Here is a 25,426-nt window from a genome sequence, read left to right as displayed (position 1 = left end):
GCATGAGCCGGATCGGCGCCGTCAGCCTGCTGGTCCGCGACTACGACGAGGCCATCGCCTTCTATGTCGGCAAGCTGGGCTTCGACCTGTCGGAGGACACCGACATGGGTGGAGGCAAGCGGTGGGTCCGGGTGACGCCGAAGGGCGGCGACACCTCTCTGCTGCTGGCACGCGCGACGTCGGACGAACAGCGGGCCCGGGTAGGCTCCCAGGCCGGCGATCGGGTCTGGCTGTTCCTGGAGACGGATGACCTGATGCGGGACCATGCGGCGTGGCTGGCCACCGGGGTTCATTTCCGCGAGACGCCTCGTCACGAGCCCTATGGCAAGGTGGTGGTGTTCGAGGATCTGTACGGCAACGCCTGGGACCTGATCGAACCAGCGCGCTGAGGCGTTTCCATGGGACCAATGGGACTTTCGGCGCGGACCCAAAGACGCGTAGAGGAAGGCCGAGGGGGTCTGGAACGGCCACCGCGCGATCAGACAACCGGGGGGCGGCACCATGATGACGGGCGATCGAGTTTTCATCTGGCGTGGCCCACGTCTGGCCCTGGCTTTGTCGGCCATCAGCATCACTGCCTGCAATCAGACCCCGGCGGCGCAGGCGGCGGGTGAAACGACGGCGGCCGCGCAGGCGTTGGCGGACACCCCGGTCGCCTTCGCGGCCCGGCCCGACCTCGGCAAGGACATCGCCGCCCTGCCCCGGCTAGTCGGCACCACGCCGGCCATCGCCGCGATCAACGCCGACCTCGACACCCTGGACGCCGCTGCCCGCGAGAGCGCGGCCGGTTGCGAAAATCCGGACGGTGGATACAGCCGCTGGATCAGCCAGCCGATGACCGGGCCAGCCTTCGTCACCTATGCCATTTCCGAGGAATACAACTGCGGCGGCCCCTATCCGTCGACCAGCCAGACGACGGTGACCTATGACCTGGCTTCGGGCCGGCGAGTGGACTGGTCGGATGTCCTGAAGACAATGAATGTCAACAACGGCGACACCGAAGGGATGCCCGCCGGGTCCGTCCCGATCGTCTATTCGCCCGCCCTCGCGGCCTGGTATGTCCGCACCATCAAGGCCCAGATCGTGGGTCAGGACGGCGGCTCCGAATGGATGGAGCAGTGCGCGCCGGTCTTCGATGCGGAAGAATTCTCGAGCAACGGATTCCGGCTCTCGGCCGACGCGGAGGCCGGTGGGCTGATGGTCTCGCCGGACCTGCCGCACGTGGTCCAGGCCTGTGGCGACGCCGCGATCATGGACGGGGCGGCCATGCGGGCCAGCGGCGTCGAGGGCCGGCTGATCGAGGCTCTCGCGACCGCCCATGCGGCCGGCAACTGGTCCCCGAAGGAATAGGCGATGAAACTGGGAACACCGCTGTCGGACACGGCTGTCCGGGTCATGCTGCTGGGCGCGGGCGAGCTGGGCAAGGAGGTGGCGATCGAACTGCAGCGGCTCGGCGTCGAGGTGATCGCCGTCGATCGCTATCCGAACGCCCCGGCCATGCAGGTCGCCCACCGCAGCCACGTCATCCCGATGACCGACCCCCAGGTGCTGAACGGCGTTATCCTGGCCGAGGCCCCACACATCATCGTGCCGGAGATCGAGGCCATCGCCACCGAGGTCCTGGCCCAGATCGAAGCCGCCGGACTGGCGCGGGTCGTGCCGACGGCGCGTGCGGTGCAACTGACCATGAACCGCGAGGGGATTCGCAGACTGGCCGCCGAGGAGCTGGGCCTGCCGACCAGCCCCTATGCGTTTGCGGGGTCGTCGCGCGAGCTGATGGAGGCGGCGCACACGATCGGCCTGCCGGTCTTCGTCAAGCCGGTGATGTCGTCCTCGGGCAAGGGCCAGTCGGTGATCGACGCCCTGGAGGATGCCGGCAACGCCTGGGCCTATGCGCAGTCGTCGGGCCGTGTCGAGACGACCCGTGTCATCGTCGAGGGCCGGATCGACTTCGACTATGAGATCACCCTGCTGACCGTCCGGTCGCGCGGTGTGGACGGCCAGACCCGCACCGATTTCTGCGCCCCGATCGGCCATCGCCAGATCAGCGGCGACTATGTCGAGAGCTGGCAACCCCAGGCCATGTCGGAGGCGGCGCTCGCGACCTCTCAGGACATCGCGGGCAGGGTCACCGAGGCGCTCGGAGGCTGGGGCGTGTTCGGGGTCGAGCTGTTCGTGAAGGGAGATCAGGTCTGGTTTTCCGAGGTTTCGCCGCGCCCGCACGATACGGGCCTCGTCACCCTGGCGACCCAGACGATGAGCGAGTTCGCCCTGCACGCCCGGGCGATCCTGGGCCTGCCGGTCGATGTCAGCCAGCGCGAGGTGGGGGCCAGCGCGGTCATCTACGGCGGCATGGAGGCGGTGGGCATCGCCTATGAGGGCGTCGCCGAGGCCCTGGCCGTCCAGACGGCGGACCTGCGCCTGTTCGGCAAGCCGGAAAGCTTCGAGCGGCGACGCATGGGCGTGGCCACGGCGCTGGGCGCGACCACCGACGAGGCACGGTCGCGCGCGACCGAGGCTGCCGGGAAGGTCAGACCGGTTCGGGGCTGATCGCCCGTCGTCACTGGCGGTGGCGGTCCGAAAAGTGACCGCCAAAGCGCCAAACCGCCATTTCCGAAAGTCTCGGTGTCGGACGTGAAGCCGTCAGATGGGTACGACGGGCGAAAAGACAAGGGTGAAATAGGAATTTATTCGGCCGTTCGCGGCCCTGAAGTCACGGTGGTGCGCGCAGCCAAATTGGCCAACTCTGTCAACGCCACGGCCAGCGCCGGATCGCGTTCCTCACGCAGCGCACTCCAGTCGATGTCAACGGGGACGTCGGGGATCACCCCGACCTTTTCCAGCCGGGCCCCGCCGGGGGTGGTCATGTCGAAGATGCCGATCCGGATCGCGCCGCCGTCAGGCAGTTCGACCGCCCGTGATCCGATCACCGCACCGCGCGTCCGCTCGCCCACGATCACGGCCCGCTTCAGTTCCTGGGCCACCGCCGGATAGAGCTCGCCACCGCTGGCCGAGCCCGGTCCCACGATCATCACGACAGGGCCCAGATAGGGTCGATCCGGAGATTCGCTGCTGTAGCGCCGATTGATGAAACGCCCGGTGGTCACGCCGAAATCGATCTCTCGGTCGAACAGCCAGGACAGGCTCATCCCCGTCAGCGCCAGGCTTCCGCCGCCGTTGGTGCGCAGGTCGATGATGAGGCCTGCAGGCGGCGCATCGGCCAGTTTGGCGAACTCGGCCTTGTACCAGTCATAGGTCTCGCGGTCGAAGTCGTCGAACCGGATATAGGCGATGTCGCCCTCGAGCCGTCGCGCCTCGGTGCGCGGCAGGGGATCCAGCGGCACGGGGGTCAGCGCGACCGTGTGTCGCTCACCCGTCTCGTCGAGGAAGACCACGGTGTCGGCCTTTCCCTCCTGCGCGGGCGAGGCGAAACGCGGTGGGACGCCGTTGACGGTCTCCACCTTCCATCCGACCTGCACGCCGGCGGCCGAAGCGGGTGTGTCGGGCCGCACCCGCGAGACATAGCGATCGTCGCCGCGCGGCATCATCACCATGCCGTATCCGGGTCGGCGGTCGCCCGCCTCGCCGGCGGCGATCCGCTCGCGCCGGGTCGGGCTCAGGGTCTGGGTGTGATCGTCGTCGAGCTTGTCGACCAGAGCCTCCAGCGCGCCGTAAAAGCCGGCCTCGTCGGGTTGGGCGATGGCCTCGGCGCGGCGTGCGGCGGCCTCGGCTGCGAAATCCACCCCATGGAAATCCTTTGCGTAGAACAGCTTCTCGACCCAGCCGACCGCCGCGTCATAGGTCCTGGCGTTAAGCGCCGCCCGTTCCGGCGAGGCGTCGGCGACCACTACGGGCGGGGGGAGCACCCCGGTCCGCTCGTACGGAATCGACTGACAGGCCGCGAGGCCTGCAAAGGCCAGTACGGCCAGCCCGCGCCGCCATACGCTCATCCGCGCCCAGCCACGCCGTTCAGTTGACATCCGGCCTCGCGCCGACGGTTGCAGAGGTTCGCAAGGCGGCGATGGCGGCCAGCAGGGCCTCGTCCGCCGCGTCCGGTTCGCGCTCCGCATCAGCGACGACCAGGTCGGGATCGACGCCGCGCTTCTCAAGCCGCACGCCGCCTGCCGTCACGAAATCGGCGCGGCTGAGCGTCAGTCGCCCGCCGTCCGGCAGGGGCGTATCCTGAGAGATCAGCACCGCCCCGGCCGTCCGCTCTCCGACCACGATGGCCCGCCCGGCCTCCTGCAAGGCGGCGGGGGTCAGTTCGGCGGCGCTGCGGGTCGATCCATCGACCAGCACGGCCAGGGCATTAGTCGCCGGTTCGGTCCGCCCGCCACAGGCCTCTCGCACGCGCAGCGTCGCCGCTCGTCCTGACCGGTTGGTCCGCGTCGCCCAGGCCATACGGTCGGGCAGGAAACAGGACAGCACGGCATCGGCCTCCATCAGCAGGCCGCCGGGATTGTCGCGCATGTCCAGGACCACGGCCGTGTCCGGCGACAGGTCGGCCAGCTGCGCCCCCATCCAGCGGCCCAGACCGGGCTCGAACCCCTCGATGCGCAGCACCAGCACGTCCGGACGCGACCGGTCGGCGACGAAGGCCGGCAAGGGGTCCATCTCGCGTGGGGTCAGGGTCACGTCACGACGCACGCCGTCCGTATCCGTGAAGGTCAGGGTCAGCGACTGGCCGTCCACCACCTCGCGATCCGGGGACCAGCCGCCGGTGCCGTCACCCGCCAGCCGCCAGCCGACGCGCACACCCGCCGCCTCGGCCGGGGAACCGGGGCGGACCCGCTCGATCCGGTAGCCGCCGTCGTCCTGGGGATAGAGGGTCACGCCCATCACGGCCCGCCGACGCCGCTGGGCGTCCTGGCGCCGCGCCACGGCCGGCGGTGCCGCGCCCGCATGATCGTCGTCGAGCAGGTCCAGCATCTGGTCGATCACGCGGTACAGCTGGCCGTCGTCGCGGGCTGCCAGGGCGTCGGGACGATAGGTGCGGCGCGCCTCGGTCCAGTCCAGACCATGGATCGTCGGGTCGTAATACTGGGTTCGGACTTCGCTCCAGACCCGGTCGAAGACCCGCTGGTTCATCTCCGCCCGCGCCCGGTCGAGCGGGGCTGCGACGACAACGGGCGTCGACGCGAGCTCACCCGCCGTGGCCGGCGCGGCCCCGACCACAGCCAAGACGCCGGCCAGAATCAGCGCGAGGCCACGCGCAGGACCAAACGCCGGGCACCGGTGGCTCGGGAGCCGAAGAGAGCGGGTGGCGGGAAACATCACCGCCACCCTATGTCAGCCTGACCGGAACGCTCAAGTCACGTTCGTGACGATCAGTCCGCAGACGGCGTGTCTGGCCCGTCGCGACGCATGATGAAGACGTTGGCATTGCCGCCCGGGCCATGCTCGCCGGCTTCCAGCGAGCCCGAGCGATCGGCGTCCATGCGCTGGAAGGCGTCGCGCAGGGGTGCCAGGAACTCGGCCTCAGACACCTTGCCGTCGCCGTCCTTGTCGAGGTCGCCGGGGCCGTCAGGACCGGGGCCGCCGATCGTGTGGATCTGGACGTTCCGGCCGGCGCCCATGGGGCCCATGTGAGCCATGCCGCCATCGGGGCCGCCGCGACGGATCACCGTCACATTGCCCTCGCCCATCGGTCCGTGACCGCCGGGGGCACCCGGGCCGCTCATCTGAAAGCGCATCGGCCCACTGGCACCACCAGGCCCACCCGGCCCACCCAGGATCACATGGGCGGCGGCGCGGCCCGAGGCGAACTCCTCCGTCGAGACCCGGCCGTCGGAATTGGTGTCGAGCATGTCGAAGGCCGCCGTCTGGGGTGCCGTGAACTCCTCTCGGGTGACGAAGCCGTCGTCATTCTTGTCCATGTCGGGATGTCCACCCGGGCCGCCGGTGGTGACGATGCGGACCTCGTGGCGCGTCTCGGTCGCCGGTGGCGCAGGCGGTGCGGACTGGCCGGCGACGGCGGCGGCGAGGGTCAGGACGATCAGCATGGAGAGGAATCCTCGTGTTGTTGTGACCCGGTTTCACCACCCTGGCCTTGCCTGGGGATTTCAGTCGGTCTGATAAATGTTTCAGGGCTGAAATGACGGTGTCGGCCGGACGCGGCATAAGGATCGGATGTCCCTGGATACCTCCGCCCGCATTCTGGTCGTCGATGATGACCCCGGCATTCGCGAAGTCCTGAGCGATTACCTGACCCAGCATGGCTATGACGTCGCCACGGCGGCCTCCGCCGCCGAGATGGACCGGTCGCTGGCGACGGCCCTGGTCGACCTGATCGTGCTCGATCTGATGATGCCCGGCGAGGACGGGCTGTCGGTCGTGCGCCGGCTGTCGCGGGCGGGTCCTCCGATCGTCATGCTCAGCGCCATGGGCGAGGACACCGACCGGATCGTGGGGCTGGAACTCGGGGCCGACGACTATCTGGCCAAGCCGTGCAATCCCCGCGAACTGCTGGCCCGGGTCCGCGCCGTCCTGCGTCGCCCGCGCGAGGACACCACCGTCCCCGCCGACCACGCCCTGCGTTTCGCCGGCTGGACCCTGGACCTGATGCGGCGCGAGCTGACCCGGCCGGACGGTCAGGTCGTCGGCCTGTCGGCGGGAGAGTTCGCCCTGCTGCGCACCTTCGCCGAACGACCGGGGCGCATCCTGACCCGCGACCAGCTGCTGGAGGCCGCGCGCGGGTCCGACGCCGACGTCTTCGACCGCGCCATGGACGTCCAGATCAGCCGCCTGAGAAAGAAGCTCGACGACGGCTCGGGCCTTGAGATGATCCAGACCCTGCGCGGCGAGGGCTATCGGTTCGACATCAAGGTGGAACGACCCGCCGTCATCGTCGGGCGACGCGCTTGAAACGCCCTGCCTCGATTTCGGTGATGGTTCAGGTCGCCCTGCTGGTCGCGGTCGCCGTGATCCTGTCCCAGGCGGTCGCCTTCGCCGTGGTCGTCCTCGCCCCCGAGCCGAGGCCCCAGGGGTTCAGCATGGAGGCTGCCGCCAGCGCCCTGAAAGGCGAAGCCGCCGAGACCACCGACGGCAAGACCTTGAAACGCCGCCTTGCCGATCACCCCGCCTCTTCGAGGTCAGCGGACAGGCCGAACGATCCCTTGACCCTGGCTCTCGAAACCACCCTGGCCCGCAGGCTGGGCACCACACCGGACAGGGTGCGGGTCGAGACCACCCAGGGCCCAGGATGGAGCCGCAGGGACGGCGCTGGACGGGTCCTGTTCGACCACCGCCCGGCGGACCGGCCGGGCGGACGTGAGCCGTTTGGCCCGGGCGGGGTGATCGTCATGACGCGCCCGCCCAAGCCGCAAGACTTTGTCGAGACCCAATCCACGACACGCATTGTCGGGCTCTCGGCAGGTCAGGGCCCTGCCCAGCCTGAAGCCGGTCGGACGCCGGACCCGGTCGCGGGCGCAGTCTCCAATATCGTCGTCAGCCGCACGGAAACCCGGACCGGCCCGTCGCGGATTCAGGTCGATCAGTTGGCCGTGTTCGATCGCCTCAGCTTCCCACCCTTCACCGCCTCCTTCCAGCAACCGGACGGCCGCTGGGCCATCGTCGAGCCACCCCACGACCTGCTGTCGCCGTCCCAGATGCGGCTGCTGCTGTCGATGGGCATCTCCATGCTGCTGCTGGCACCCCTGGTCTGGTTCATGGCGCGGCGGCTGACCCGTCCGATCCGCGTCTTCGCCGAGGCCGCCGAACGGCTGGGGGCCGACCCCGATGCCGAGCCGCTGAAGCCATCGGGGCCCCGCGAAGTGCGCACCGCCATCACTGCCTTCAACGACATGCAGGCCAAGCTGCGCGACCATATCCGACGCCGCACCCAGACGGTCGCCGCCATCGCCCACGACCTGCGCACCCCCCTGACCCGGTTGCGGTTTCGCGCGGAACAGGCCCCTGAGGCCCTGCGCGACCGGATGGCCGCCGATGTCGAGGAGATGGACGCCCTGATCGGCCAGGCCATGGCCTATGTGCGCGGCGAGGCGGCCCCCGACCGGCGCGAGCCGCTCGACCTGACCACCCTGACCGCCGACTGCGCCGCAGGATTTTCGGACACCGGCGAGCCTGTCGGCTTCACCGAAGGCCCGACCCTGGCCGTCCAGGGCGACCCCGCCGGCCTGCGCCGCGCCCTGGCCAATCTGATCGGCAATGCAGTGAAATACGGCGGCGTGGCCCGCGTCACCACTTTGACCCAGGACGGTCGCGCGGTCGTCCTGGTCGAGGACGACGGCCCCGGCCTGCCCGCCGACGACCTGGAAACCGTCTTCGAGCCCTTTGCCCGCGCCGAACGCTCCCGCAATCGCGAGACGGGCGGTGCCGGCCTCGGCCTGACCGTCGCCCGCCAGGTCGCCCGCGCCCACGGCGGCGACGTGGTCCTGATCCCCCGCCCCGAAGGCGGCCTGATCGCCCGCCTGACCCTTCCTCTCGCCTGACGGAGACCTGCGATGATCCGCCTTCGCCCCGCCACCCTGAGCCTGGCCTTCGCCTTGTCCGCCGCGACGGCCTTGCCGCCCCTGGTCGCCTTGCCGGCCCTGGCCCAGGAAGCGCCGGCAGCGGCACAGCAGTCACCGCGTCAGACCGTCTCGGCGATCGCGACCCGCATCCGCGACCTCTATTTCGACCCGGCCAAGGGTGCCCGGATCGCCGATGCGCTGGAGGCCGAGGCTTCGACCGGCGCTTTTGACACCCTGACCGACGGGCCCGACCTCGCCGCCGCCCTGACCGCGCGTCTCAAGCCCGAGGACGCCCATTTCAACGTCGTCCATGATCCGGCTGCCGTGGGTCCACGCCCCGGGCCCCGTCCGCCCGGCCCCCCGCCCGGCCCTCGCACCCCGGGAGCCTCGCCCGAGGCACGCAGCCACTACGGATTCCGTCGGGCGGAAATCCTGCCCGGCAATATCGGCTATGTGGAGATCACCGGCTTCTACGGCATCGACTTCGCCGACCCCGACGATCCGGCCCGCAAGGCCGCCGACAGCGCCCTGGCCTTTGTCGCGGATGCCGATGCGGTCATCTTCGACGTGCGCAACAACGGCGGCGGTGCCCCGTCGATGGTCGGCTATCTGGTCAGCGCCTTCACCCCGGCCGATGCGCCGATCTACAACATCTTCCACAGCCGCGCGGGGACCGAGAGCGAGGCCCCGGGCGTCTTCTTTCCCGAACCGCGCCTGACCACCCCGGTCTATATCCTGACCAGCGCCCGGTCCGGGTCGGCGGCGGAAGCCTTTCCCTACACGATGCAGGCGACGAAGCGCGCCACCATCGTCGGCGACGCGACGGGCGGCGCGGCCAATCCGGGCGGGATGGTGCCGGCCGGGGGCGGGTTCGCGGTCTTCGTCTCGGGCGGCTCGCCGGTCAATCCGATCACCGGGCGAAACTGGGAGGGCACGGGGGTCCAGCCCGACGTCGCCACGCCCTGGGACCAGGCGCTGCGAAAGGCGCGGGAACTCGCGCTTCAGACCATCGTCTCGAACGACGGCCAACGCACCGACGCCGCCTGGGCCCTTGAGGCGCTGCGGGCCTCGAATGCGCCCGTCGACCTGAATCCTTACGTCGGGAACTACGGCGAACGCACCGTAGGCCTGGTCGATGGGCAGTTGGCCATCATGAGCGGCCGCCGCCCGCCCGTCATGCTGGCACCGCTTGGCGACGACCTGTTCAGCGTGGTCGGCGATCCGTCGCGGCGCTATCGATTCACGGTTCAGGACGGTCGTGCCGTCAGCTTCGACCTGATCGCGATCGGCGGGCCGCCGATGCGTGCGCGCCGAACGGATTGAGGCCGATCAGGCGGCGCGGGCGATGACCCGGTTGCGGCCCGAGGCCTTGGCCTCATAGACGCCCTCGTCGGCACGTTTCAGCAGGGCCTCGGGCGTGTCGCCCTCGCCCAGCGACGCCGCCACCCCGACGGAGACGGTGATGGTCAGATGCTCGCGCCCGCCCATCACGCGGAACGGTGCCGAGCCGACGTCACGGCGGATACGGTCGGCGATGCGGTGCGCGTCCTCCAGGCTGGTATCGGGCATCACCACCACGAACTCCTCCCCGCCCAGACGGCAGGGCAGGTCGACGGCGCGCACATTGGTGGCCAGTCGCACGGCGAATTCGCTCAGCACCTCGTCGCCGGCGTCGTGGCCGAATCCATCATTGACTGCCTTGAAGTGGTCGATGTCGAGCACCAGCACCGCCACCGGATCGCCGCCGTGGTTGGCCCGCTGAACGAAGGCCCGCAGCTGGCCCGACATATAGCGCCGGTTATGCAGGCCGGTCAGGGCGTCGGTCACCGCCATCTCCAGGCTGTAGTCCAGCTTTTCCCTCAGGAAGTCGGTGTAGCGCTTGCGCCGGATCTGGGTCCGGGCCCGCGCCGCCAGCTCCTCGGAATCAACCGGCCGGGACAGGATGTCGTTGACGCCCAGCTCCAGCGCTTTCAGCAATCTCGGCCGTTCGCTCGTCTCGACGATGGCCAGGATCGGCAGGTGCCGGGTCGCCTCGACCGAGCGGATCTGGGCGATCAGCCGCAGGCCGTCGAAGCCCTGGGCCGCGATATTGACGATCATCAGGTCGATCAGGCCGCGTGACGCCACCAGAGCAGCGCCTGCGTCCGTCTCGATCACCGGACGATGTTCCCGCGACAGCTCTTCCATGACCTTGGCCGCCTGGCGGGCATTGTCGTCGACGATCAGGACCCGTCCGCCAGACCCCCGCAACCGCGCGGCACCGTCGGTCGAGACCCCCATCCGCCGACCGCTCTCCTCGCGCTCGCGCAGTTCATCCATGATCAGCTTCAGCCGCACCAGCGAACGCACGCGCGCGAACAGCACCACGTCGTCCAGCGGCTTGGTCAGGAAGTCGTCGGCCCCGGCATCCAGCCCCTTGATCCGGTCCTCGCGGCCGTCCAGCGCCGTGACCAGCACCACCGGAATATGCCGCGTCTCGGCATCCGCCTTCAGCCGTCGGCACACCTCGAACCCGTCCATGCCGGGCATCATGACGTCCAGCAGGATGATGTCGGGCTTTTCCGCCGCCGCCAGCTTCAGCGCGGTCTGGCCGTCGTGGCAGGACACCACGTCATAGTATTCGATCGTCAGCTTGGCTTCGAGCAGCCGGACGTTGGCGGGCACGTCGTCGACCACAAGGATACGCGCGGTCATTACACTTTACCCCAGGTGCTTCCGGACGGTTTCGAGAAAATGCATCACCGATATGGGCTTGGAGATATAGGCCTCGCAGCCACCCTGCCGGATCCGTTCCTCGTCGCCCTTCATCGCAAAGGCCGTGACGGCGATGACCGGGATGTGAGCCAGCTCCTCGTCGTCCTTCAGCCATTTGGTGACTTCCAGGCCCGAGATCTCGGGCAGCTGGATATCCATCAGGATCAGGTCGGGCGAGTGCTGACGCGCCAGGGCCATCGCCTGCAAACCCTCGCGGGTCTGCAGCGTCTGGTACCCTTGCGAGTCGAGCAGATCATGAAACAGCTTCATGTTCAGCTCGTTATCCTCGACGATGAGGACTTTCTTGGACATCATCACCCGGCCTGTCCGCCCCCGTTTTGGCGGCGTGCTTATCGAGAGGCGTCTTCGCCTTCTGTCCTCGCAACCTGCGCCCTCCACTCTTAAGGTCACGTGAAGCGGGTGCCGACCGGCACCGGGATTCGACCAGAGGCTCACGTTCGGTAGGGGGAATGGTCTTGGCCATCACGGCCATCTGTCGGGATTGTCTGTGGACCGGGGCAGAGTCTCCGGGCGACAGCCGCTGTCCGGCGTGTGGCTCCAGGCGCCTCGTCTGCGACCCCGAACTCGACACCCTGACGCTGGCCCACCTGGATTGCGACGCCTTCTATGCCTCGGTCGAAAAACGCGACCGGCCCGAACTGCGCGACAAGCCCGTCATCATCGGCGGCGGGGTAAGGGGCGTGGTCTCGACCGCCTGCTATGTCGCCCGGCTGTATGGCGTCGGCTCGGCCATGCCGATGTTCAAGGCGCTGAAGGCCTGTCCCGAGGCCGTGGTCATCAAGCCCGACTTCACCAAATACGTTCACGAGAGCGGCCGCATTTTCGGCTTCGTCCGCGAACTGACGCCGCTGGTCCAGACCCTGTCGCTGGACGAAGCCTGGATCGATCTTTCCGGCACCGAACGCCTCAACGGCGGGCCCGCCGCCCTCCAATTGATCCGGCTCCAGAAGCGGATCGAGGACGAGTCCGGCCTGTCGGTCTCCATCGGCCTGGCCCCCAACCGCTTCCTGGCGAAGATGGCGTCCGAGATGGACAAGCCGCGCGGGTTCTCGGTCGTCAATCGCCGTGACGCGGTCGCCATCCTGGCCCCTCGCCCCGTCACCGCCCTGCCCGGCGTCGGCCCCGTCTTCGGAAAGACCCTGCGAAGCGACGGCTTCAACACCATCGGCGACCTGGCCGCCGCCGACCTGAAGGATCTGGTCAAACGCTACGGCGAGACCGGCCTGCGCCTGCACGACCTGTCCCATGCGCGAGACGCCCGGCTGGTGCGGCCCGAGCATGACCGCAAGGGCATGAGCGCCGAAACCACCTTCAACGTCGATCTGACCACCGCCGAAGACCTGGAGGCCGAACTCTGGCCCCTGTGCGAAAAGCTGGCGTCCAAGGCGCGGCGCGACGGCGTCGCCAGCCGCGTCGTCGTGCTGAAACTGCGCCGCACCGACTTCAAGATCGTCACTCGCCGCATCAGCGTGCCCGATCCGGTCCAGACGGCGCGCGCGCTGTTCGCCATCGGCCGCGACCTGCTGAAGCCCGAACTCGGCCGCCCCTACCGCCTGATCGGCATCGGCATGGCCGAGGTCACGGACGCGGTCGACGCCCCCGCTGGTCTGTTCGCCGCCGACCAGACCCGTATCCTCAAGACCGAGACCACCATCGACAAACTGCGCGACAAGTTCGGCAAGGACGCCGTGGTGGCGGGACGGGCGCTGAAACGCCCCGCGGAAGGGCCGGATTAACCCGCCACCTCTACCCTGCGCCTATGCAAGCCTTCATCGACAAGATGCGTCGCCGCGCCGGTCGCTACCTCGACGTCCGCCCGGTGGACATCGCCCCCGCGCGCGGCGTGCTCAGCCTGAGCTTCGACGACATCCCCGTCACGGCCTGGACCGAGGCCGGACCGATCCTGGCCGAGCATGGGATCAAGGCCACCTACTATGTCTGCGGTGGTCTGGCCGGCGGCTCCAACATGGACCTGCCGCAGTTCGAGACCGAACACCTTCAGGCCCTGCACGCGGCCGGCCATGAGGTCGGGTGCCACACCTATGAGCACGTCTCGACCCTGACTCTTAGCCCCGCCGAACTCGACGCCAGCCTGGCACGGAACGCCGCGTGGGTCGCTGAGCGGCTCGACGATCACGTCATGACCACCTTTGCCTATCCCTTCGGCGACGCGGCCCTGGGGTCAAAGGCCGTGATCGATCGCCGCTTCCTGTGCGGACGGGGGGTGCGCGACGGGATCAACGCGGGGTCCGCCGACCGCAACCTGTTGCAGGCCATCGGCCTCGAAAGCCGCCGCCTGCCCGGCTATGATCTCGAAAGGATGATGGCCGACACCGCCGCATCAAAGGGCTGGCTGATCGCCTACGGCCACGACGTCATGGACGGCCCCACCCCCTACGGCTGCACCCCCGACGACCTCGACCGCGTGATCCGCCTGGCCAAGGCCGCCGATCTGGACATCCTGCCGGTGGGCGATGGGTGGGAGCGGGTGGCGGCGTAGTTCTCCTCCACGTTCGCGCAGCGAATGGGGAGGTGGATCGACGGCGACAGCCGGCGAGACGGAGGGGGCGACTCGGTGTTCGATGTGGGGGGACTCAGCGGTTGATGCCGCTTCGCCCCCTCCGTCATGCCGCGAAGACGCGCCATGCCACCTCCCCATTCGCCAAGCGGCGAACAGGGAGGAGAAACGTCACGCCGCTTGCTTCTCCTGCTCTGCCATCGCCGCCTTGCGTGCTTCGGCCCAGGGGATCAGCGTCGATTTCGGCCAGGCGACCAGCCAGGAGCGCGGCAGGTATTCGCCGCTTTCGATCATCGCGCGCCGCGTCGGCGAGGTCGCCCCGCAGCGTTCGGAATGGATCGGTGCCGGGCCCTGATGGATGATGAAGGCCCCGCCCTTCAGCGGATTGAGCCTCAGATAGGCCAGGCGCGGCGAGATGGTCTCCAGCGGCGGATCATAGAACCAACTCGACCCGATCATCCCGGCCAGTTCGGGCCGCGTCTTGCAGATCGCGGCGGCCGTGGCCCAGGCTCGGTCCCAGCCGGCCTCGGTGAAATCGTCAGTATGGCGGCTCTCGGTGTGGACCTCCAGCCAGGGCTTCTTCCACCCCTGCGCCTTCGCATAGGCCAGGACCTGCGACCAGCCGTAGCCGTCGCGGCCGTTGCGGACCACCTGGCCCGGTCCCATCGGGGACGACAGATCGATGGTCTGGGTCTTCGCACCCGGCACGCTCAGCACCAGGGCAAACCGCACGTCCTTGGCATAGTGGTCGCGGTCGTATTCGGCATCACCGTCGGCCGCTTCCGTCAGGAACGCTGCCAACTTGTCGAGCCAGAAGGGATAAAGCTCATGCACCTCGACCGGCAGGGCGGCGGTCTCGACCCGCTCGGCCATCTCCAGCACCCAGGTCGCCACCAGGGCGCGACGCATGGCGTCGGTCGCGTCAGCCTCCAGCGCCTCGTCGGCGGCATGGGACGGCAGGTCGAAATTCCAGTGGCTGGCCGAGGCCTGCGCCGGATAGACGGCCTCGACCGAAGCGGTCAGGACGCGGTTCAGAAGGTCGGGTGCCAGTCGTTGCTGGACGCCTTTGAAGGCTTCGACCTGAGAGGGGCTGAGCATTTCCATGGCGCGACCATGACACACACGGGTTGGCGAACCTTTAAGGCTGACGCCCTGACGGCCGTGCGCTAAACCCCGGGCCAAACCTTCGGAGCTTTCCATGTCCATCACCGCCCGCCTCGCCGAACTCGGCGTCGAGCTTCCCGAACCCGCCAAGCCGGTAGCCAGCTACGTTTCGTTCGTCCAGACCGGCAACCTGCTGCACATCTCCGGCCAGCTGTCGAACGACGCCTCGGGCGGCATCAAGGGTACGGTCGGCGTCGATGTGACCCCGGAACAGGCGCAGGCCGCCGCCCGCCTGTGCGCCATCAACCTGATCGCCCAGATGAAGTCGGCGCTGGACGGTGATCTGAACCGCGTCGTGCGGGTCGTGAAACTGGGCGGCTTCGTCCAGGCCGGCCCGGGATTCACTGCCATCCCCGCCGTCATCAATGGCTGTTCCGACCTGATGGTCGAGGTCTTCGGCGACGCCGGCAAACACGCCCGGTCGGCCGTCGGCGTGTACCAGCTGCCGCTGGGCTTCGCGGTGGAAGTGGATGCCATCGTCGAGGTGAAGTGAGTTCCGAGGCGGCCTTCTCCATCCACGTCCACGACACCCTCGCCGCGATCGGCCGCGAGGCCTGGGACGCCTGCGCCGCCCCGACCGGCGACCCCTTCGTCAGCTACGACTTCCTGCACGCCTGCGAGGCGTCGGGCAGCGCTGCGCCGCGTCAGGGCTGGGGTCCGCGTCATCTCGCCCTGACCGCCGACGACGGGGCGGTGTTCGGCGTTATGCCGCTTTATCTGAAGGGCCACAGCCAGGGCGAATACGTCTTCGACCACTCGTGGGCCGATGCCTATGAGCGAGCGGGCGGGCGGTATTATCCCAAGCTGCTGGGCGCCGTCCCCTTCACCCCCGCGACGGGGCCCCGGTTCCTGGCCCATCCCGACGCGGACCCCGGCGTCGTCCGCGCCGCCCTGATCGAGGGTGCCCAAACGTTGGCCGAACAGAGCGGCGTGTCGTCGGTTCACGTCAACTTCCCGACCGAGCCGGATTGGCGCGCGATGAGCGAGGCCGGCTGGCTGCCCCGCATCGACACCCAGTTCATCTGGCGGAACGGCGGCTATGCGACCTTCGACGACTTCCTGGCCGCCCTGTCCTCGAACCGCCGCAAGACCATCCGCCGCGAACGCAGGGACGCCCAGGCCGGGCTCGACATCCGCGTCCTGACCGGTGCCGAGATCACCGAGGCGCACTGGGACGCCTTCTTCGCCTTCTACATGGACACCGGCTCGCGCAAATGGGGCCGCCCCTACCTGACGCGCGCCTTTTTCTCGATGATCGGTCAGGCCATGGCCGACCGGATCGCCCTGGTCATGGCCTTCCGCGACGGGACGCCGATCGCCGGCGCCCTGAACTTCATCGGCCGCGACGCCCTCTATGGCCGCCAGTGGGGTGCGCTGGAGGAGGTGCCCTTCCTCCATTTCGAGCTCTGCTACTATCAGGCCATCGAGTTCGCCATCTCGCGCGGTCTGTCCCGCGTCGAGGCGGGGGCCCAGGGCGAGCACAAGGTCGCGCGCGGCTATCTGCCCTCCCCCGTCTATTCCGCCCACTGGATCGAGAACCGGGGCCTGCGCCACGCCGTCGCCGACTATCTCGACCGCGAACGACCGGCGGTGCTGCAAGGGATCGAGGAGATGACGGCTGAGATGTCGCCATACCGGCAGGGTTAGCGAGCGCCCCCCGCCAGCCGCGTCAGCTCCGCCACATGAGCCTGAAACGCCTTACGCCCGCCCGGCGTCAGCTTCAGCCAGGTGCGCTGACGGCCGCCCGACGCCACCTTCGACACCGCGATGTGACCCGCTTCTTCAAGCAGCTTGACGTGTTTGGACATGACCGAGTCCGACACCCCGATCGCATCGCGGACCATGGCGAACTCGGCGTCCTGAACCCCTGCCAGCACGCCGCAGATCTGGAGGCGTCCCGGGGCATGGATGACGGGGTCGAGCGCGGGCACGAGGCTCATTCGACGGTCTCTGCCAGGTCGCGACGATAGACTGCCATCCACCAACGCCCGCCGACGACGGCACCGACGAAGGCAACGGCTCCCGTCGCCAGCGGCAGCCACAGAATGCCCTTCTCGCGCCCGACCAGGGAGCCGATCGTCAGGGCCGCGAACAGCACGCCGACGACCACGGCGACCCAGCGCGCGCCCTTGGGCTGGAACCCGTCGACCCAGAAGCCGAACCGGTTCTTCCACCAGCGCACCATCAGGGCCAAGGCCCCCAGGGCGATGGGCACCGTCAGAACGGCCCAGGGCTGCGGCAGTCCCTGACCGGCCACCAGCAGGGCGCAAACCCCGCCGTAGAGCAGGTCATAGCCGAACGGATAGGTCATGCTGCGCCCCACCGCGCCGCGCGCCGCCTTCAGCGAGGCCAGGGCCTCGGCGGGATCGGAGATGTCGGTCTCGGGTTCAGGCATGGCGTCCTCACTTTCCAGACTGGAAAATGACGCACGCTTTCCAGCCTGGCAAGTGAAAACTTTCCGGAGTGGAAAGTCAGCGCTCCAGCGCCCTGAACCAGTGATCGACCAGCACCGCCTCGGCCTGCCGCGCCGCCGTGCGTTCGGCCGCCTCGGCGTCCACGCCCCATTGGCGTTCCTGATAGGCCTCGTCGATCCGGCTGAGGTCGAAGGCCTCATCCCCCGACAGCGCCCCGCGCATCACCGCCAGACCCAGTACGGCCGAGCCCAGCAGGGGCACCGCCGTCGCCAGCGCCGTCAGCGCAAAGTCGTCGGCCTCCAGCGCCAGCGCCCGCACCCGCGCGATCGCCGCCGGATCCTGGGCCTTGTGGATGATCCCCTCGACGACCTCGAGCACCACGCCCAGTTCCGCTGCTGCCCAGTCCCGCCAGGGCCCCCAGGCCCTGGCCTGTTCCGCCACCAGCCCCGTCGGATGTTCGGCGACGTAACAGATCGCGTCCGACCCGGCATAGGCGGCGATCTCGTCGGCGACGGGTTCGCGCGTCTGGCTGACCCGGTCGATGGCCGTCGCCGCCAGTCGGGTGGCGGGCATCGTCCCCGGCTCGATGAACTGCCCTTGCGCGTCCCATTCGTCGGCGACCAGACGCGCCGCCGCCTCGGTCGGCAGGACGAAAACCGCATGGGCCGGCGTCTTGGGCGGCCGTCCGTCCAGCACCACGCGCCAGCCGCCATCCACGGCCTCGACCCCGGCGGCCTTCCAGAATCGCTTCAACCGTTCCTCGGATTCGCGAAATCCCTTCCGGGCCGCGACCATGGGGTCCAGAGGCGGAATGTGGCTCATCGCTCAGGTCTCAGGCAGTCAGGCGTTGCAGGTGGGTTTGGTCAGCGAACCGCGCCAGCGCCGCCTCCAGGTCGGTGAAGTCGGACGCGACGTGGACGACCCCGGCCGCCCACTGCTCCTCGGCCGTGTGAAAGCCCCAGGCCACACCGACCGGAAGGACCCCGGCATTGACCGCCATGGTCGCGTCATGGGCGGTGTCGCCGATCATCACGGTCGTGGCGGGACAGGCGTCGCAGGCCCGCATCGCCGCGCTCAGCATGGCCGGATCGGGCTTGCCCGGCCCGTCCTCGGCACAATGCGAGGACAGGAACAGATGGGCCCAGCCTTCGCGCATCATGTTCCGGGTCACACCCCGCCGGTTCTGCCCCGTCGCCAGGGCCAGCCGCCAACCGTCGGCTTTCAGCCGGTGCAGATGCTCCATCGCCCCCGGATAGAGCGGCTCTTCGTGCCCTGAGTCATACAGCCGCCGGAACGCGCTCTGGAACGCCGCCACGAAGGCCGCCAGCTCGGTCGCATCCAAGCCGGGCTCCAGCCGCCGCATCGCCTCGGTCAGGCTCAGGCCCACCCCCTGACGCACCCGGTCGTAGTCCGGCTCGGGCAGGCCGAGCGCCCGCGCCGCCTCGCACGACGCCTCATGGATCGACGCCCGCGAGTCCACCAGAGTGCCGTCGATGTCGAACACCGCGAGAGGTTTCATGATCCTCCCCCTTGGGTGAGGATTTTCACCGCATCCGCCTGACACCCTCGAACGGGTCGTAGTCCGCCTCGCCTTCGTCGAACCCGAAATGCTGGAAGCCGGCGCGCAGTTCGGCGCTGATCGGGGCCTCGACGATCAGTCGCCCCCCCGATGGATGATCCAGTTCGATCCGGCGTGCGTGCAGTTGCAGCTTCAGCGGCCCCGACAGTTCCGCCGACCGTTCGTCGCCGTATTTGGGATCGCCCAGGATAGGATGGCCGATCGCCTTCATGTGGGCCCGCAGCTGGTGCGTCCGACCGGTGAAGGGCCGCAGCGCCATCCACGACGCCCGCTGGCCCGCGTGGCTGATCAGGGCGAACGCCGTCTCCGCCGGCTCCGCCCCGTTCTCCTTCGGCTCGGCCGGCCGCATGATCTCGTAGTCGTTGATGCCGGATTTCTTCAGCGCCATGTCGATCTGACCGGCGTTGGGCTTGGGCATGCCGTGGACGATGGCCCAGTAGGTCTTCTTGGCCTGACGCCGCGCAAACGCACCCGACAGCCGCTTCGCCGCCTCGGGTCCCTTGCCCAGCAGCAGCACGCCCGACGTGTCCCGGTCCAGCCGGTGCACCAGACGCGGCCGTTCCATCCCTTCGCCCCAGGCCGACAGCAGCCGGTCGACGTGCCGTGTCGTCTTGGTCCCGCCCTGCACCGCCAGGCCGTGCGGCTTGTTCAGGGCGATGACCAGATCGTCCTCGAAGATCACCAGCGACTTGGCGAAGGCGATGTCGGCGGGCGTCAGGGCCATATGCTCGCCCGGCGCGCGCACGATCGGCTCGGGGATAGGCGGCACCCGCACGGCGGCACCCGCCGTCAGCCGACCTTCGGGCTTGATGCGCGAGCCGTCGACGCGGATCTGGCCGCCGCGCGCCATCTTCTGCACCTGGATGTTCGACAGATGCGGCCAGCGCCGCCGGAACCAGCGGTCCAGCCGGATGCCGTCCTCGGCCTCGGCGACATAGAGGATCTGCGCCTCAGCCGCCCCGACCGGGCCCTTGGCCTTGGGGGCCTCGGGCACATCGTCGTTGGGATCGTAGCTCATGCCGAAACTCCGAACGCTCGCCGCGCGATCATCAGCCCGATCATCAGCGTCACCGTCGAGACCACCACTGACGCGACCACATAGGCCGCCGCCGCCGCATACTGGCGCCGCTCGATCATCAGAACGACCTCCAGCGAAAAGGCCGAAAAGGTCGTGAACCCGCCGAGGATGCCGACCGCCGCGAATACCCGCAGCGTCTCGCCCTCGGCCCCCGCCCGCGCCGACAACCAGCCGACCAGCAATCCCATCAACAGGCCACCGACGACGTTGACGGTCATCGTCGCCCACGGCCAACTCGCGCCGGGCACCACACGCGCTGCCGCCAGCCCGACGCCATAGCGTGCCATGGAGCCCAGGGCTCCGCCGAAGCCGACCAGCAGAAAACGCATCATGGCCGGGCTTATAGCGCGAAGCTGGGCAAAGCGAAGGCGGCCAGGCGGATCGCCCTACCGCCCTCCGCCCCGGATCGCCGACCCGAACGCCTTCCAGCTCAGCTTGACGTCCGACAGGGCACCGGCCCGGAACGCCCGGCCCGCCACCCAGACCATGAACAGCGCAAACGCGAACATGGCCGCCAGGGCGCCCAGCGATTCATACAGCGGCGGGTGCGACGGCATCCGCGCCATCATCAGGAAGGGCGTGAACGGCGGGATCCACGACAGGATACGCACCACCGGGCTGTCCGGCGAGGTCAGGGCCATCTGCATGGTGATCATCGGCACGACCAGGATCATCATGATCGGCCCCATCAGGGTCTGGGCGTCACGCGGCGTCTCGCAGAAGGCCCCGATGGCCGCGAACAGCACCGCGTACATCAGGTATCCGCCAACCATGAAGGCCACGAACCAGGCCAGCAGACCGCCGCCCCACAGGATCTCGAGCACTTGGGCACCCTGCGCCGGGGCCGCCGTCAGCAGGCCGAACAGGCCGATCCCGCCCCAGACGCTCATCACCGTCAGGGTCAGCAACGCCACCCCCAGCACCTTGCCGGCCAGGATCTCGGTCGCCGAGGCCGAGGACAGCAGCACCTCCAGGATCTTGTTCGACTTCTCCTCCATCACGCTGTTCAGGAGGATCGAGGCCCCGGTGATGATCAGCGACCACAACAGGAACCCGCCTATCAGGCCGATGACGGCCGGCAGCTTGTCCTTGAACGACACCTCTCCGCCGCTCGCCGCGCGCGGCGAGAACACGCTGACGTCGGCGCGGAAGTCCTCGGTCTGCTGCACGACGGCGGGGTCGATCCCGGCCCGGGCGAAGGTGTCCTTGCGGTTATAGGTCTTGAGCGCCGCCCGGACGAAGTCCTCGACCGTGTCGTCGGTGGCCCGGTTGGTCCAGACCCGCGCCGACGGCTTGCCGTCGATCCGGGTCAGGAAGACGACCGAACTGATCCGCTGGTCGCGCGGCGTCTCGTCGTCCTCCAGATAGCGACGCACGACCGCCTCCTGGGCCGGGCCGTTCGGAGCGGCGGCCATGTCGGCCGGGGCCGGGACCAGTCGCATCGAGGGCCTCGACAAGGACCGCAGCGCATCCCCGGCGGCCGAGGTCTGCGCCCCCGTCGCGGCGGCCTTTTCAGCGGCTTCCCTGGCGCGGTCCTGACGGCGTTTGGCGTCGGAGGCCAGGGCGTCACGCACAGCGGCCGACAGGCCTTGCGCCTCCGGCCCCTGTTCGATCAGGACGACCCGCCGCACGGGCTCGGACGTCTGCATCAGGATCGGGATCGCCCCGCCCAGAACCGCGAACAGCGGAAAGGCCAGCAGCGACAGCCAAAACCCGACCGTCCGGGCATAGGCCATGTATTCGCGGCGGGCGATCAACAGGGTGCGGTTCATCGTGCGATCTCCGCCGTCTTGACCGAGGTGTCCTGGTCCGGGTGATCCCCGGTCAGGTCGATGAAGGCGTCATGCAGGGTCGGCTGCTTCAGCTCGAACCGGCGCACGTCCAGACCCGTCAGGAAGGCCGCCTTCAGCGTCTCCTGCCCGGCCGCATCGGCGGCCAGCGCCGCCTTCAGCGTACGCACCCCGTCCGCGTCGTTCAGCACCTCGACGCCGGTCACACCGGGCAATCCGCCCACGGCATTCGGGTCGATCGCGCCCTCAAGTTCCAGGAACCGGCGAGACGTCGCCCGCGCCTCGTTGACCGTGCCCTCGAACGCCTTCTTGCCCCGCGCCAGCAGCACCACCCGGTCGCACAGCCGCTCGGCGTGTTGCATGACGTGGGTCGAGAACAGCACCGTGGCCCCATTGGCGGCCAGGTCGCGGATCACCGTCTCCAGCCCCTGCTGGTTGACCGGGTCCAGGCCGCTGAACGGCTCGTCCAGGATCACGAACTCGGGCCGATGCACGACCGAGGCGATCAGCTGGACCTTCTGCGCCATCCCCTTGGACAGCTCCTTCATCTTCTTGTTCTTGGAGGCACCCAGCCCCTGGGCGTCCAGCATCTCGCGCGCCCGCTTGCGGCCCTCGGCGACCGGCACCCCCTTCAGCGAGCCGAAGAAGGCGATGGCGTCCACCGGCGTCATCTTCTTGTACAGGCCCCGCTCCTCGGGCAGGAAGCCGATCCGGTCGCGGACCTTGCGCCCGTCGTCGGCCCCCAGGATCTCGATCCGCCCCGACGTCGCCGGCTGCAGCCCCAGGATCATCCGCAGCGTCGAAGTCTTGCCCGCGCCATTGGGCCCCAGAAACCCGCAGATCGCGCCCTTCTCGACCTGAAAGCTCAGATCCCGGACCGCCTGGAACTCACCGTAGCGTTTGCTCACGCCGTCCAGCGTCAATGCCGCGACCATGGGTTTGCCCTGCTCTGCCCGCCGAATCCCGGCCCCGACACCAAGGTCTAGCAAAGCCCCGGCCCGTGCGACAGCGACCCACGATCAGAAGTTGATCAGAAGCTCGACACGGCGATTCAGCGGCTCGGCGACACCGTCGGCCGTGGGCACGGCGAGTTGGCTCTCACCGGCACCGACGATCTGGATCAGGTCGGCGGGTAGCCCCAGCGCGATCAGGGCGTCGGCTACCATCCGCGCCCGTCGTTCGGACAGTTGCTGATTGGCGATGACGCTGCCGACCGTGTCCGTATGACCGACGATCCGGATCCGGCTCGGTGTTCCGCCGGCCGCATAGGCCGCGAACGCTTCGAGGATCGCACGACCCTGCGCATCTAGCGTCTCCTGCCCTGTCGCCAGATAGACCATGAAGAAGCGATCCTCGATCCCGACGGGCGGCGGAGGCGGCGGCGGCGGCGGCGGTGGTGGAGGTGGAGGTGGAGGTGGTGGCGGCGGCGGGGGTGCGCCAACCTCTTCCATGGCAGCGATCGGGAACACGTCCCGCTCCAGCCTGCATTCCGCGCGGACGTCCGCACCGGCCCCGCTTCCCGTCGGAACGGCCGCATAGAAGGGTTCCGCCCGCCGCGTCTCGCGCGGTTGCAGCGCCCGCTTGTTGAACGGAACGTCGGCGAGGCTGCACCGGATATCGTTGATGATCGTCGGGTTGGCGCTGAAATAGCCGTGTCCCAGACCGAACAGCTCGGTCGCGACCGAGGTCGCGTCGATCGTCGCGTAGCGCTGGTCCTGGCGCACGAACGGAAAACGCCAGAAGCTCTGGCCCAGCCGGCGCTGGAACCCGTGCAGAACCCACGACGCCGTCAGCGCCCGGTCCTGAGATGAGGCATAGACCGTCGCCGCGTGAGGCCAGTCGCGGAAACTGTCCGAGATCCGCGTGAACTCGTCCACGTCCAGATCGGCGGCGGCCAGAATGATGCGGAACTCGATCGGGCGGCCGGCATGGGTCTTGGAATAGTCCCGCGCAAAGCTCTCGAGCGCACCCATCAGCACCCGGTTGCCCATCGAATGGGCGACGATATTGACCCGCTGCACCTTCCGGTCGGCGACGATCAGGTCGAGGAAGTCGTTCAGCCGGGGGATGGCGTCCCGCGCCTGGCCTTCGTCGCTCCAGTAGCTGAGCAGACGCCCCGCCGAGGGCCAGCTGAACAGGACCGGGACGCCGGGATCGAACCCCTCCACGCCCCTCAGATCGAAGGTCATCTGGGCCGAACGGATCAGGGCCGGCTCGAACGCGACATTGAAGCCGTGGACGAACAGAAGCACCGATCGGGGCTGGTTCTCGCCCTCGATCGCCTTTGCCAGGTCGGTCGTGAATCGCTCCTCGCCCGCGACGGTGATCCGGGTGACGAAAGCGCGGAACTCCGTCTGCGCTCGGGCCTGCTCGTCCGAGTCGGCGAGGTCGAGTTCGCCCTTCTCGCGCGGGGTCCCGTCGGGACTGATCCGCGGCAACCAGATGTCGGCACGACCCAGCGTCAGGGTTTCACCGCTCTGCCCATAGACTGCGGGCCCTTCAAAACTGACCTCTTCACGAGCCGCCACCGGCGCTTCGAGGGTCAGACGGCGGTTGGTGCCGTAGAAGATGCGTACGCAATCCACATCCGCGCGACGATCGGCAGCGATGGTCGAGCATTCCTGGCCAAAGACATCCGGGATGCGCGTCGTTGGGGTCTGGCAGGCACTCAGCAGCACCAGGCCAAGGCCCGACAAGCTCAGTACGCCGATCCTGATCGTCGATCCCCGCATCCAGCCCTCCCGAGACGGTTCGTCCCCGAAGGCTTTCGCATCCGGTTTCGCCGCCTTCAGTGAACCACGGTCGTCAAGCCGCCGCCAGACGTTGCGACGGAAATATCAACCTTTGGTGGCCGTGACCTTCACCTGAAAGCTGCGCCCCATGACCTTGGTCGGGTTGATCTGAGCGCCTCCACGCCGGATCTCGAAATGCAGATGTGGTCCGGTCGAATAGCCGGTGGAGCCGATCAGGCCGATGCGCTCGCCCGGCACGATCTTGTCGCCAGAGGCCACATCGACGCGGCTCAGGTGGCCATACAGGCTGGTCATGCCGTTGGGGTGGCGCATCTCGATGAAGTTGCCGTACCCTTCCGGATCATAGCCGATCCGCAGAACCTGCCCCTCGGCCGAGGCATAGACCGAGGTGCCGGTCGGGGCGGCGATGTCGACACCCTTGTGCTGACGCACACCGGGTTCGCCGCCCAGACGCCGCATTCCGAATTTGGAGTTGATCGCGAACCCGGGCACCGGCTCGGCGAAGGCAATCTCGCGCGTCACCGGCCCAGCCGGCGCGGCGACGGCGATTACCGGCGCAGGCGCAGGAATGGCGACGGGCTCGTCGGCGTTCAGGCTGACGGGGGCCAGGGGGGCGGCGGCCATGGCCATGCCGGCGATGGTCAGAAGACCGGCCGTCTGGCCGAAGCGAATGAGATAGGACCGCGCGGGCGGCAGTAGTCGGCGCATGAAATCGTCGGCTCCGGTCGCTGCAAGAAAGAGCAGGGAGGACCATCACCCCACGACGCGGCAGAAACGCCGTTGCATCGATCCGGGATGACGAAGGAGCCGTCTTGTCTCGCCCCGAAAGGGCGACTTTGGGGCGCCCCGGGCGGACACAAGGTCGCACCCGGGGAACTCCGATC

The 25,426-nt window shown here is 68.7% G+C and carries 26 protein-coding genes; 10 read left to right on the top strand and 16 right to left on the bottom strand.

The genetic code is table 11. The features are described from left to right. Positions 1-2: 2 nt before the first annotated feature. The 3 genes from O5K39_RS09260 to purT all read left to right on the top strand — a co-directional run bounded on the left by O5K39_RS09260 (position 3) and on the right by purT (position 2,550). Complete coding sequence (locus O5K39_RS09260; RefSeq protein WP_271146982.1) at positions 3-389, top strand: VOC family protein; 387 nt, start codon at positions 3-5, stop codon at positions 387-389. 112 nt (positions 390-501) lie between these two features. Beyond that, a complete protein-coding gene (locus O5K39_RS09255; protein WP_271146981.1) occupies positions 502-1,350 on the top strand; it encodes a hypothetical protein in 849 nt (282 codons plus the stop codon). A gap of 3 nt (positions 1,351-1,353) precedes the next feature. Continuing rightward, a complete protein-coding gene (gene purT / locus O5K39_RS09250) occupies positions 1,354-2,550 on the top strand; it encodes a formate-dependent phosphoribosylglycinamide formyltransferase (protein ID WP_271146980.1) in 1,197 nt (398 codons plus the stop codon). Between the two features lie 137 nt (positions 2,551-2,687). Here purT and O5K39_RS09245 read toward each other — a convergent pair whose 3' ends face one another. The 3 genes from O5K39_RS09245 to O5K39_RS09235 all read right to left on the bottom strand — a co-directional run bounded on the left by O5K39_RS09245 (position 2,688) and on the right by O5K39_RS09235 (position 6,002). Continuing rightward, positions 2,688-3,950: a S41 family peptidase gene (locus O5K39_RS09245; protein ID WP_271146979.1), complete on the bottom strand. Its 1,263-nt coding sequence runs from the start codon at positions 3,948-3,950 to the stop codon at positions 2,688-2,690. A gap of 19 nt (positions 3,951-3,969) precedes the next feature. Further along, entirely contained in the window at positions 3,970-5,175 is a 1,206-nt protein-coding gene (locus O5K39_RS09240; protein WP_271147130.1) for a S41 family peptidase, read from the bottom strand. A gap of 152 nt (positions 5,176-5,327) precedes the next feature. After that, positions 5,328-6,002, bottom strand: a complete 675-nt coding sequence (locus O5K39_RS09235; protein ID WP_271146978.1) for an EF-hand domain-containing protein — start codon at positions 6,000-6,002, stop codon at positions 5,328-5,330. A 127-nt stretch (positions 6,003-6,129) separates the two neighbouring features. Between O5K39_RS09235 and O5K39_RS09230 the strand changes: the two genes are divergently transcribed. From O5K39_RS09230 to O5K39_RS09220, 3 genes are read left to right on the top strand one after another with little or no spacing between them, the layout of a single operon-like run. Beyond that, positions 6,130-6,864, top strand: a complete 735-nt coding sequence (locus O5K39_RS09230; RefSeq protein ID WP_271146977.1) for a response regulator — start codon at positions 6,130-6,132, stop codon at positions 6,862-6,864. After that, entirely contained in the window at positions 6,861-8,450 is a 1,590-nt protein-coding gene (locus O5K39_RS09225) for an ATP-binding protein (protein ID WP_271146976.1), read from the top strand. The genes O5K39_RS09230 and O5K39_RS09225 overlap by 4 nt, the downstream gene beginning before the upstream one ends. 12 nt (positions 8,451-8,462) lie before the next feature. Continuing rightward, entirely contained in the window at positions 8,463-9,794 is a 1,332-nt protein-coding gene (locus O5K39_RS09220; RefSeq protein ID WP_271146975.1) for a S41 family peptidase, read from the top strand. 6 nt (positions 9,795-9,800) lie between these two features. On the opposite strand, the gene O5K39_RS09215 is transcribed toward O5K39_RS09220, so the two are convergent. Beyond that, positions 9,801-11,165: a PleD family two-component system response regulator gene (locus O5K39_RS09215; protein ID WP_271146974.1), complete on the bottom strand. Its 1,365-nt coding sequence runs from the start codon at positions 11,163-11,165 to the stop codon at positions 9,801-9,803. Between the two features lie 6 nt (positions 11,166-11,171). Beyond that, a complete protein-coding gene (locus O5K39_RS09210) occupies positions 11,172-11,537 on the bottom strand; it encodes a response regulator (protein ID WP_271147129.1) in 366 nt (121 codons plus the stop codon). Between the two features lie 164 nt (positions 11,538-11,701). Between O5K39_RS09210 and O5K39_RS09205 the strand changes: the two genes are divergently transcribed. Both O5K39_RS09205 and O5K39_RS09200 read left to right on the top strand, forming a co-directional pair. Beyond that, positions 11,702-12,982 carry a DNA polymerase IV gene (locus O5K39_RS09205; RefSeq protein WP_271146973.1) on the top strand — a complete coding sequence of 427 codons (1,281 nt, stop codon included), beginning with the start codon at positions 11,702-11,704 and terminating at the stop codon, positions 12,980-12,982. Positions 12,983-13,005: 23 nt separating this feature from the next. Beyond that, complete coding sequence (locus O5K39_RS09200) at positions 13,006-13,746, top strand: polysaccharide deacetylase family protein (protein ID WP_271146972.1); 741 nt, start codon at positions 13,006-13,008, stop codon at positions 13,744-13,746. A 189-nt stretch (positions 13,747-13,935) separates the two neighbouring features. Here the strand turns inward: O5K39_RS09200 and O5K39_RS09195 are convergent, their stop codons facing one another. Continuing rightward, positions 13,936-14,868, bottom strand: coding sequence for a hypothetical protein (locus O5K39_RS09195; RefSeq protein ID WP_271146971.1), 933 nt, complete (start codon positions 14,866-14,868; stop codon positions 13,936-13,938). A 94-nt stretch (positions 14,869-14,962) separates the two neighbouring features. On the opposite strand from O5K39_RS09195, the gene O5K39_RS09190 reads away from it, so the two are divergent. After that, entirely contained in the window at positions 14,963-15,421 is a 459-nt protein-coding gene (locus tag O5K39_RS09190) for a RidA family protein (RefSeq protein WP_271146970.1), read from the top strand. Next, the gene (locus O5K39_RS09185; protein WP_271146969.1) at positions 15,418-16,575 is read left to right on the top strand and encodes a GNAT family N-acetyltransferase; all 1,158 of its coding nucleotides are present in this window, start codon (positions 15,418-15,420) and stop codon (positions 16,573-16,575) included. Before O5K39_RS09190 ends, O5K39_RS09185 begins: the two co-directional genes overlap by 4 nt. Here O5K39_RS09185 and O5K39_RS09180 read toward each other — a convergent pair. From O5K39_RS09180 to O5K39_RS09135, 10 genes are all read right to left on the bottom strand, one after another. Continuing rightward, on the bottom strand, positions 16,572-16,868 hold the full coding sequence (locus O5K39_RS09180; RefSeq protein WP_271146968.1) for a transcriptional regulator: 297 nt from the start codon (positions 16,866-16,868) through the stop codon (positions 16,572-16,574). The two genes, O5K39_RS09185 and O5K39_RS09180, sit on opposite strands and share 4 nt — an antisense overlap. Next, positions 16,865-17,323, bottom strand: a complete 459-nt coding sequence (locus tag O5K39_RS09175; protein WP_271146967.1) for a hypothetical protein — start codon at positions 17,321-17,323, stop codon at positions 16,865-16,867. Before O5K39_RS09175 ends, O5K39_RS09180 begins: the two co-directional genes overlap by 4 nt. A gap of 76 nt (positions 17,324-17,399) precedes the next feature. Continuing rightward, positions 17,400-18,164, bottom strand: a complete 765-nt coding sequence (locus tag O5K39_RS09170) for an ATP12 family protein (RefSeq protein WP_271146966.1) — start codon at positions 18,162-18,164, stop codon at positions 17,400-17,402. A gap of 10 nt (positions 18,165-18,174) precedes the next feature. Further along, positions 18,175-18,861: an HAD-IA family hydrolase gene (locus O5K39_RS09165; protein WP_271146965.1), complete on the bottom strand. Its 687-nt coding sequence runs from the start codon at positions 18,859-18,861 to the stop codon at positions 18,175-18,177. 25 nt (positions 18,862-18,886) lie between these two features. Next, the gene (locus tag O5K39_RS09160) at positions 18,887-19,939 is read right to left on the bottom strand and encodes an RluA family pseudouridine synthase (RefSeq protein ID WP_271146964.1); all 1,053 of its coding nucleotides are present in this window, start codon (positions 19,937-19,939) and stop codon (positions 18,887-18,889) included. After that, positions 19,936-20,331, bottom strand: a complete 396-nt coding sequence (crcB, locus tag O5K39_RS09155) for a fluoride efflux transporter CrcB (protein WP_271146963.1) — start codon at positions 20,329-20,331, stop codon at positions 19,936-19,938. The genes O5K39_RS09160 and crcB overlap by 4 nt, the downstream gene beginning before the upstream one ends. A 54-nt stretch (positions 20,332-20,385) precedes the next feature. Further along, the gene (locus tag O5K39_RS09150; RefSeq protein ID WP_271146962.1) at positions 20,386-21,771 is read right to left on the bottom strand and encodes an ABC transporter permease; all 1,386 of its coding nucleotides are present in this window, start codon (positions 21,769-21,771) and stop codon (positions 20,386-20,388) included. Further along, positions 21,768-22,724: an ATP-binding cassette domain-containing protein gene (locus O5K39_RS09145; protein WP_271146961.1), complete on the bottom strand. Its 957-nt coding sequence runs from the start codon at positions 22,722-22,724 to the stop codon at positions 21,768-21,770. Before O5K39_RS09145 ends, O5K39_RS09150 begins: the two co-directional genes overlap by 4 nt. 84 nt (positions 22,725-22,808) lie before the next feature. Continuing rightward, positions 22,809-24,521 carry an alpha/beta hydrolase gene (locus tag O5K39_RS09140; RefSeq protein ID WP_271146960.1) on the bottom strand — a complete coding sequence of 571 codons (1,713 nt, stop codon included), beginning with the start codon at positions 24,519-24,521 and terminating at the stop codon, positions 22,809-22,811. Positions 24,522-24,626: 105 nt separating this feature from the next. Next, positions 24,627-25,250 (bottom strand): M23 family metallopeptidase, encoded by a 624-nt coding sequence (locus O5K39_RS09135; protein ID WP_271146959.1) that lies wholly within the window; start codon positions 25,248-25,250, stop codon positions 24,627-24,629. Positions 25,251-25,426 lie beyond the last annotated feature (176 nt).

This window comes from Brevundimonas sp. NIBR10 (genome assembly GCF_027912515.1).
In the GTDB taxonomy this organism is placed as follows: Bacteria; Pseudomonadota; Alphaproteobacteria; order Caulobacterales; family Caulobacteraceae; genus Brevundimonas.
The sequence above is the reverse complement of the archived record's forward strand: the minus strand, read 5'-3'. Positions and strand labels throughout refer to the sequence as shown.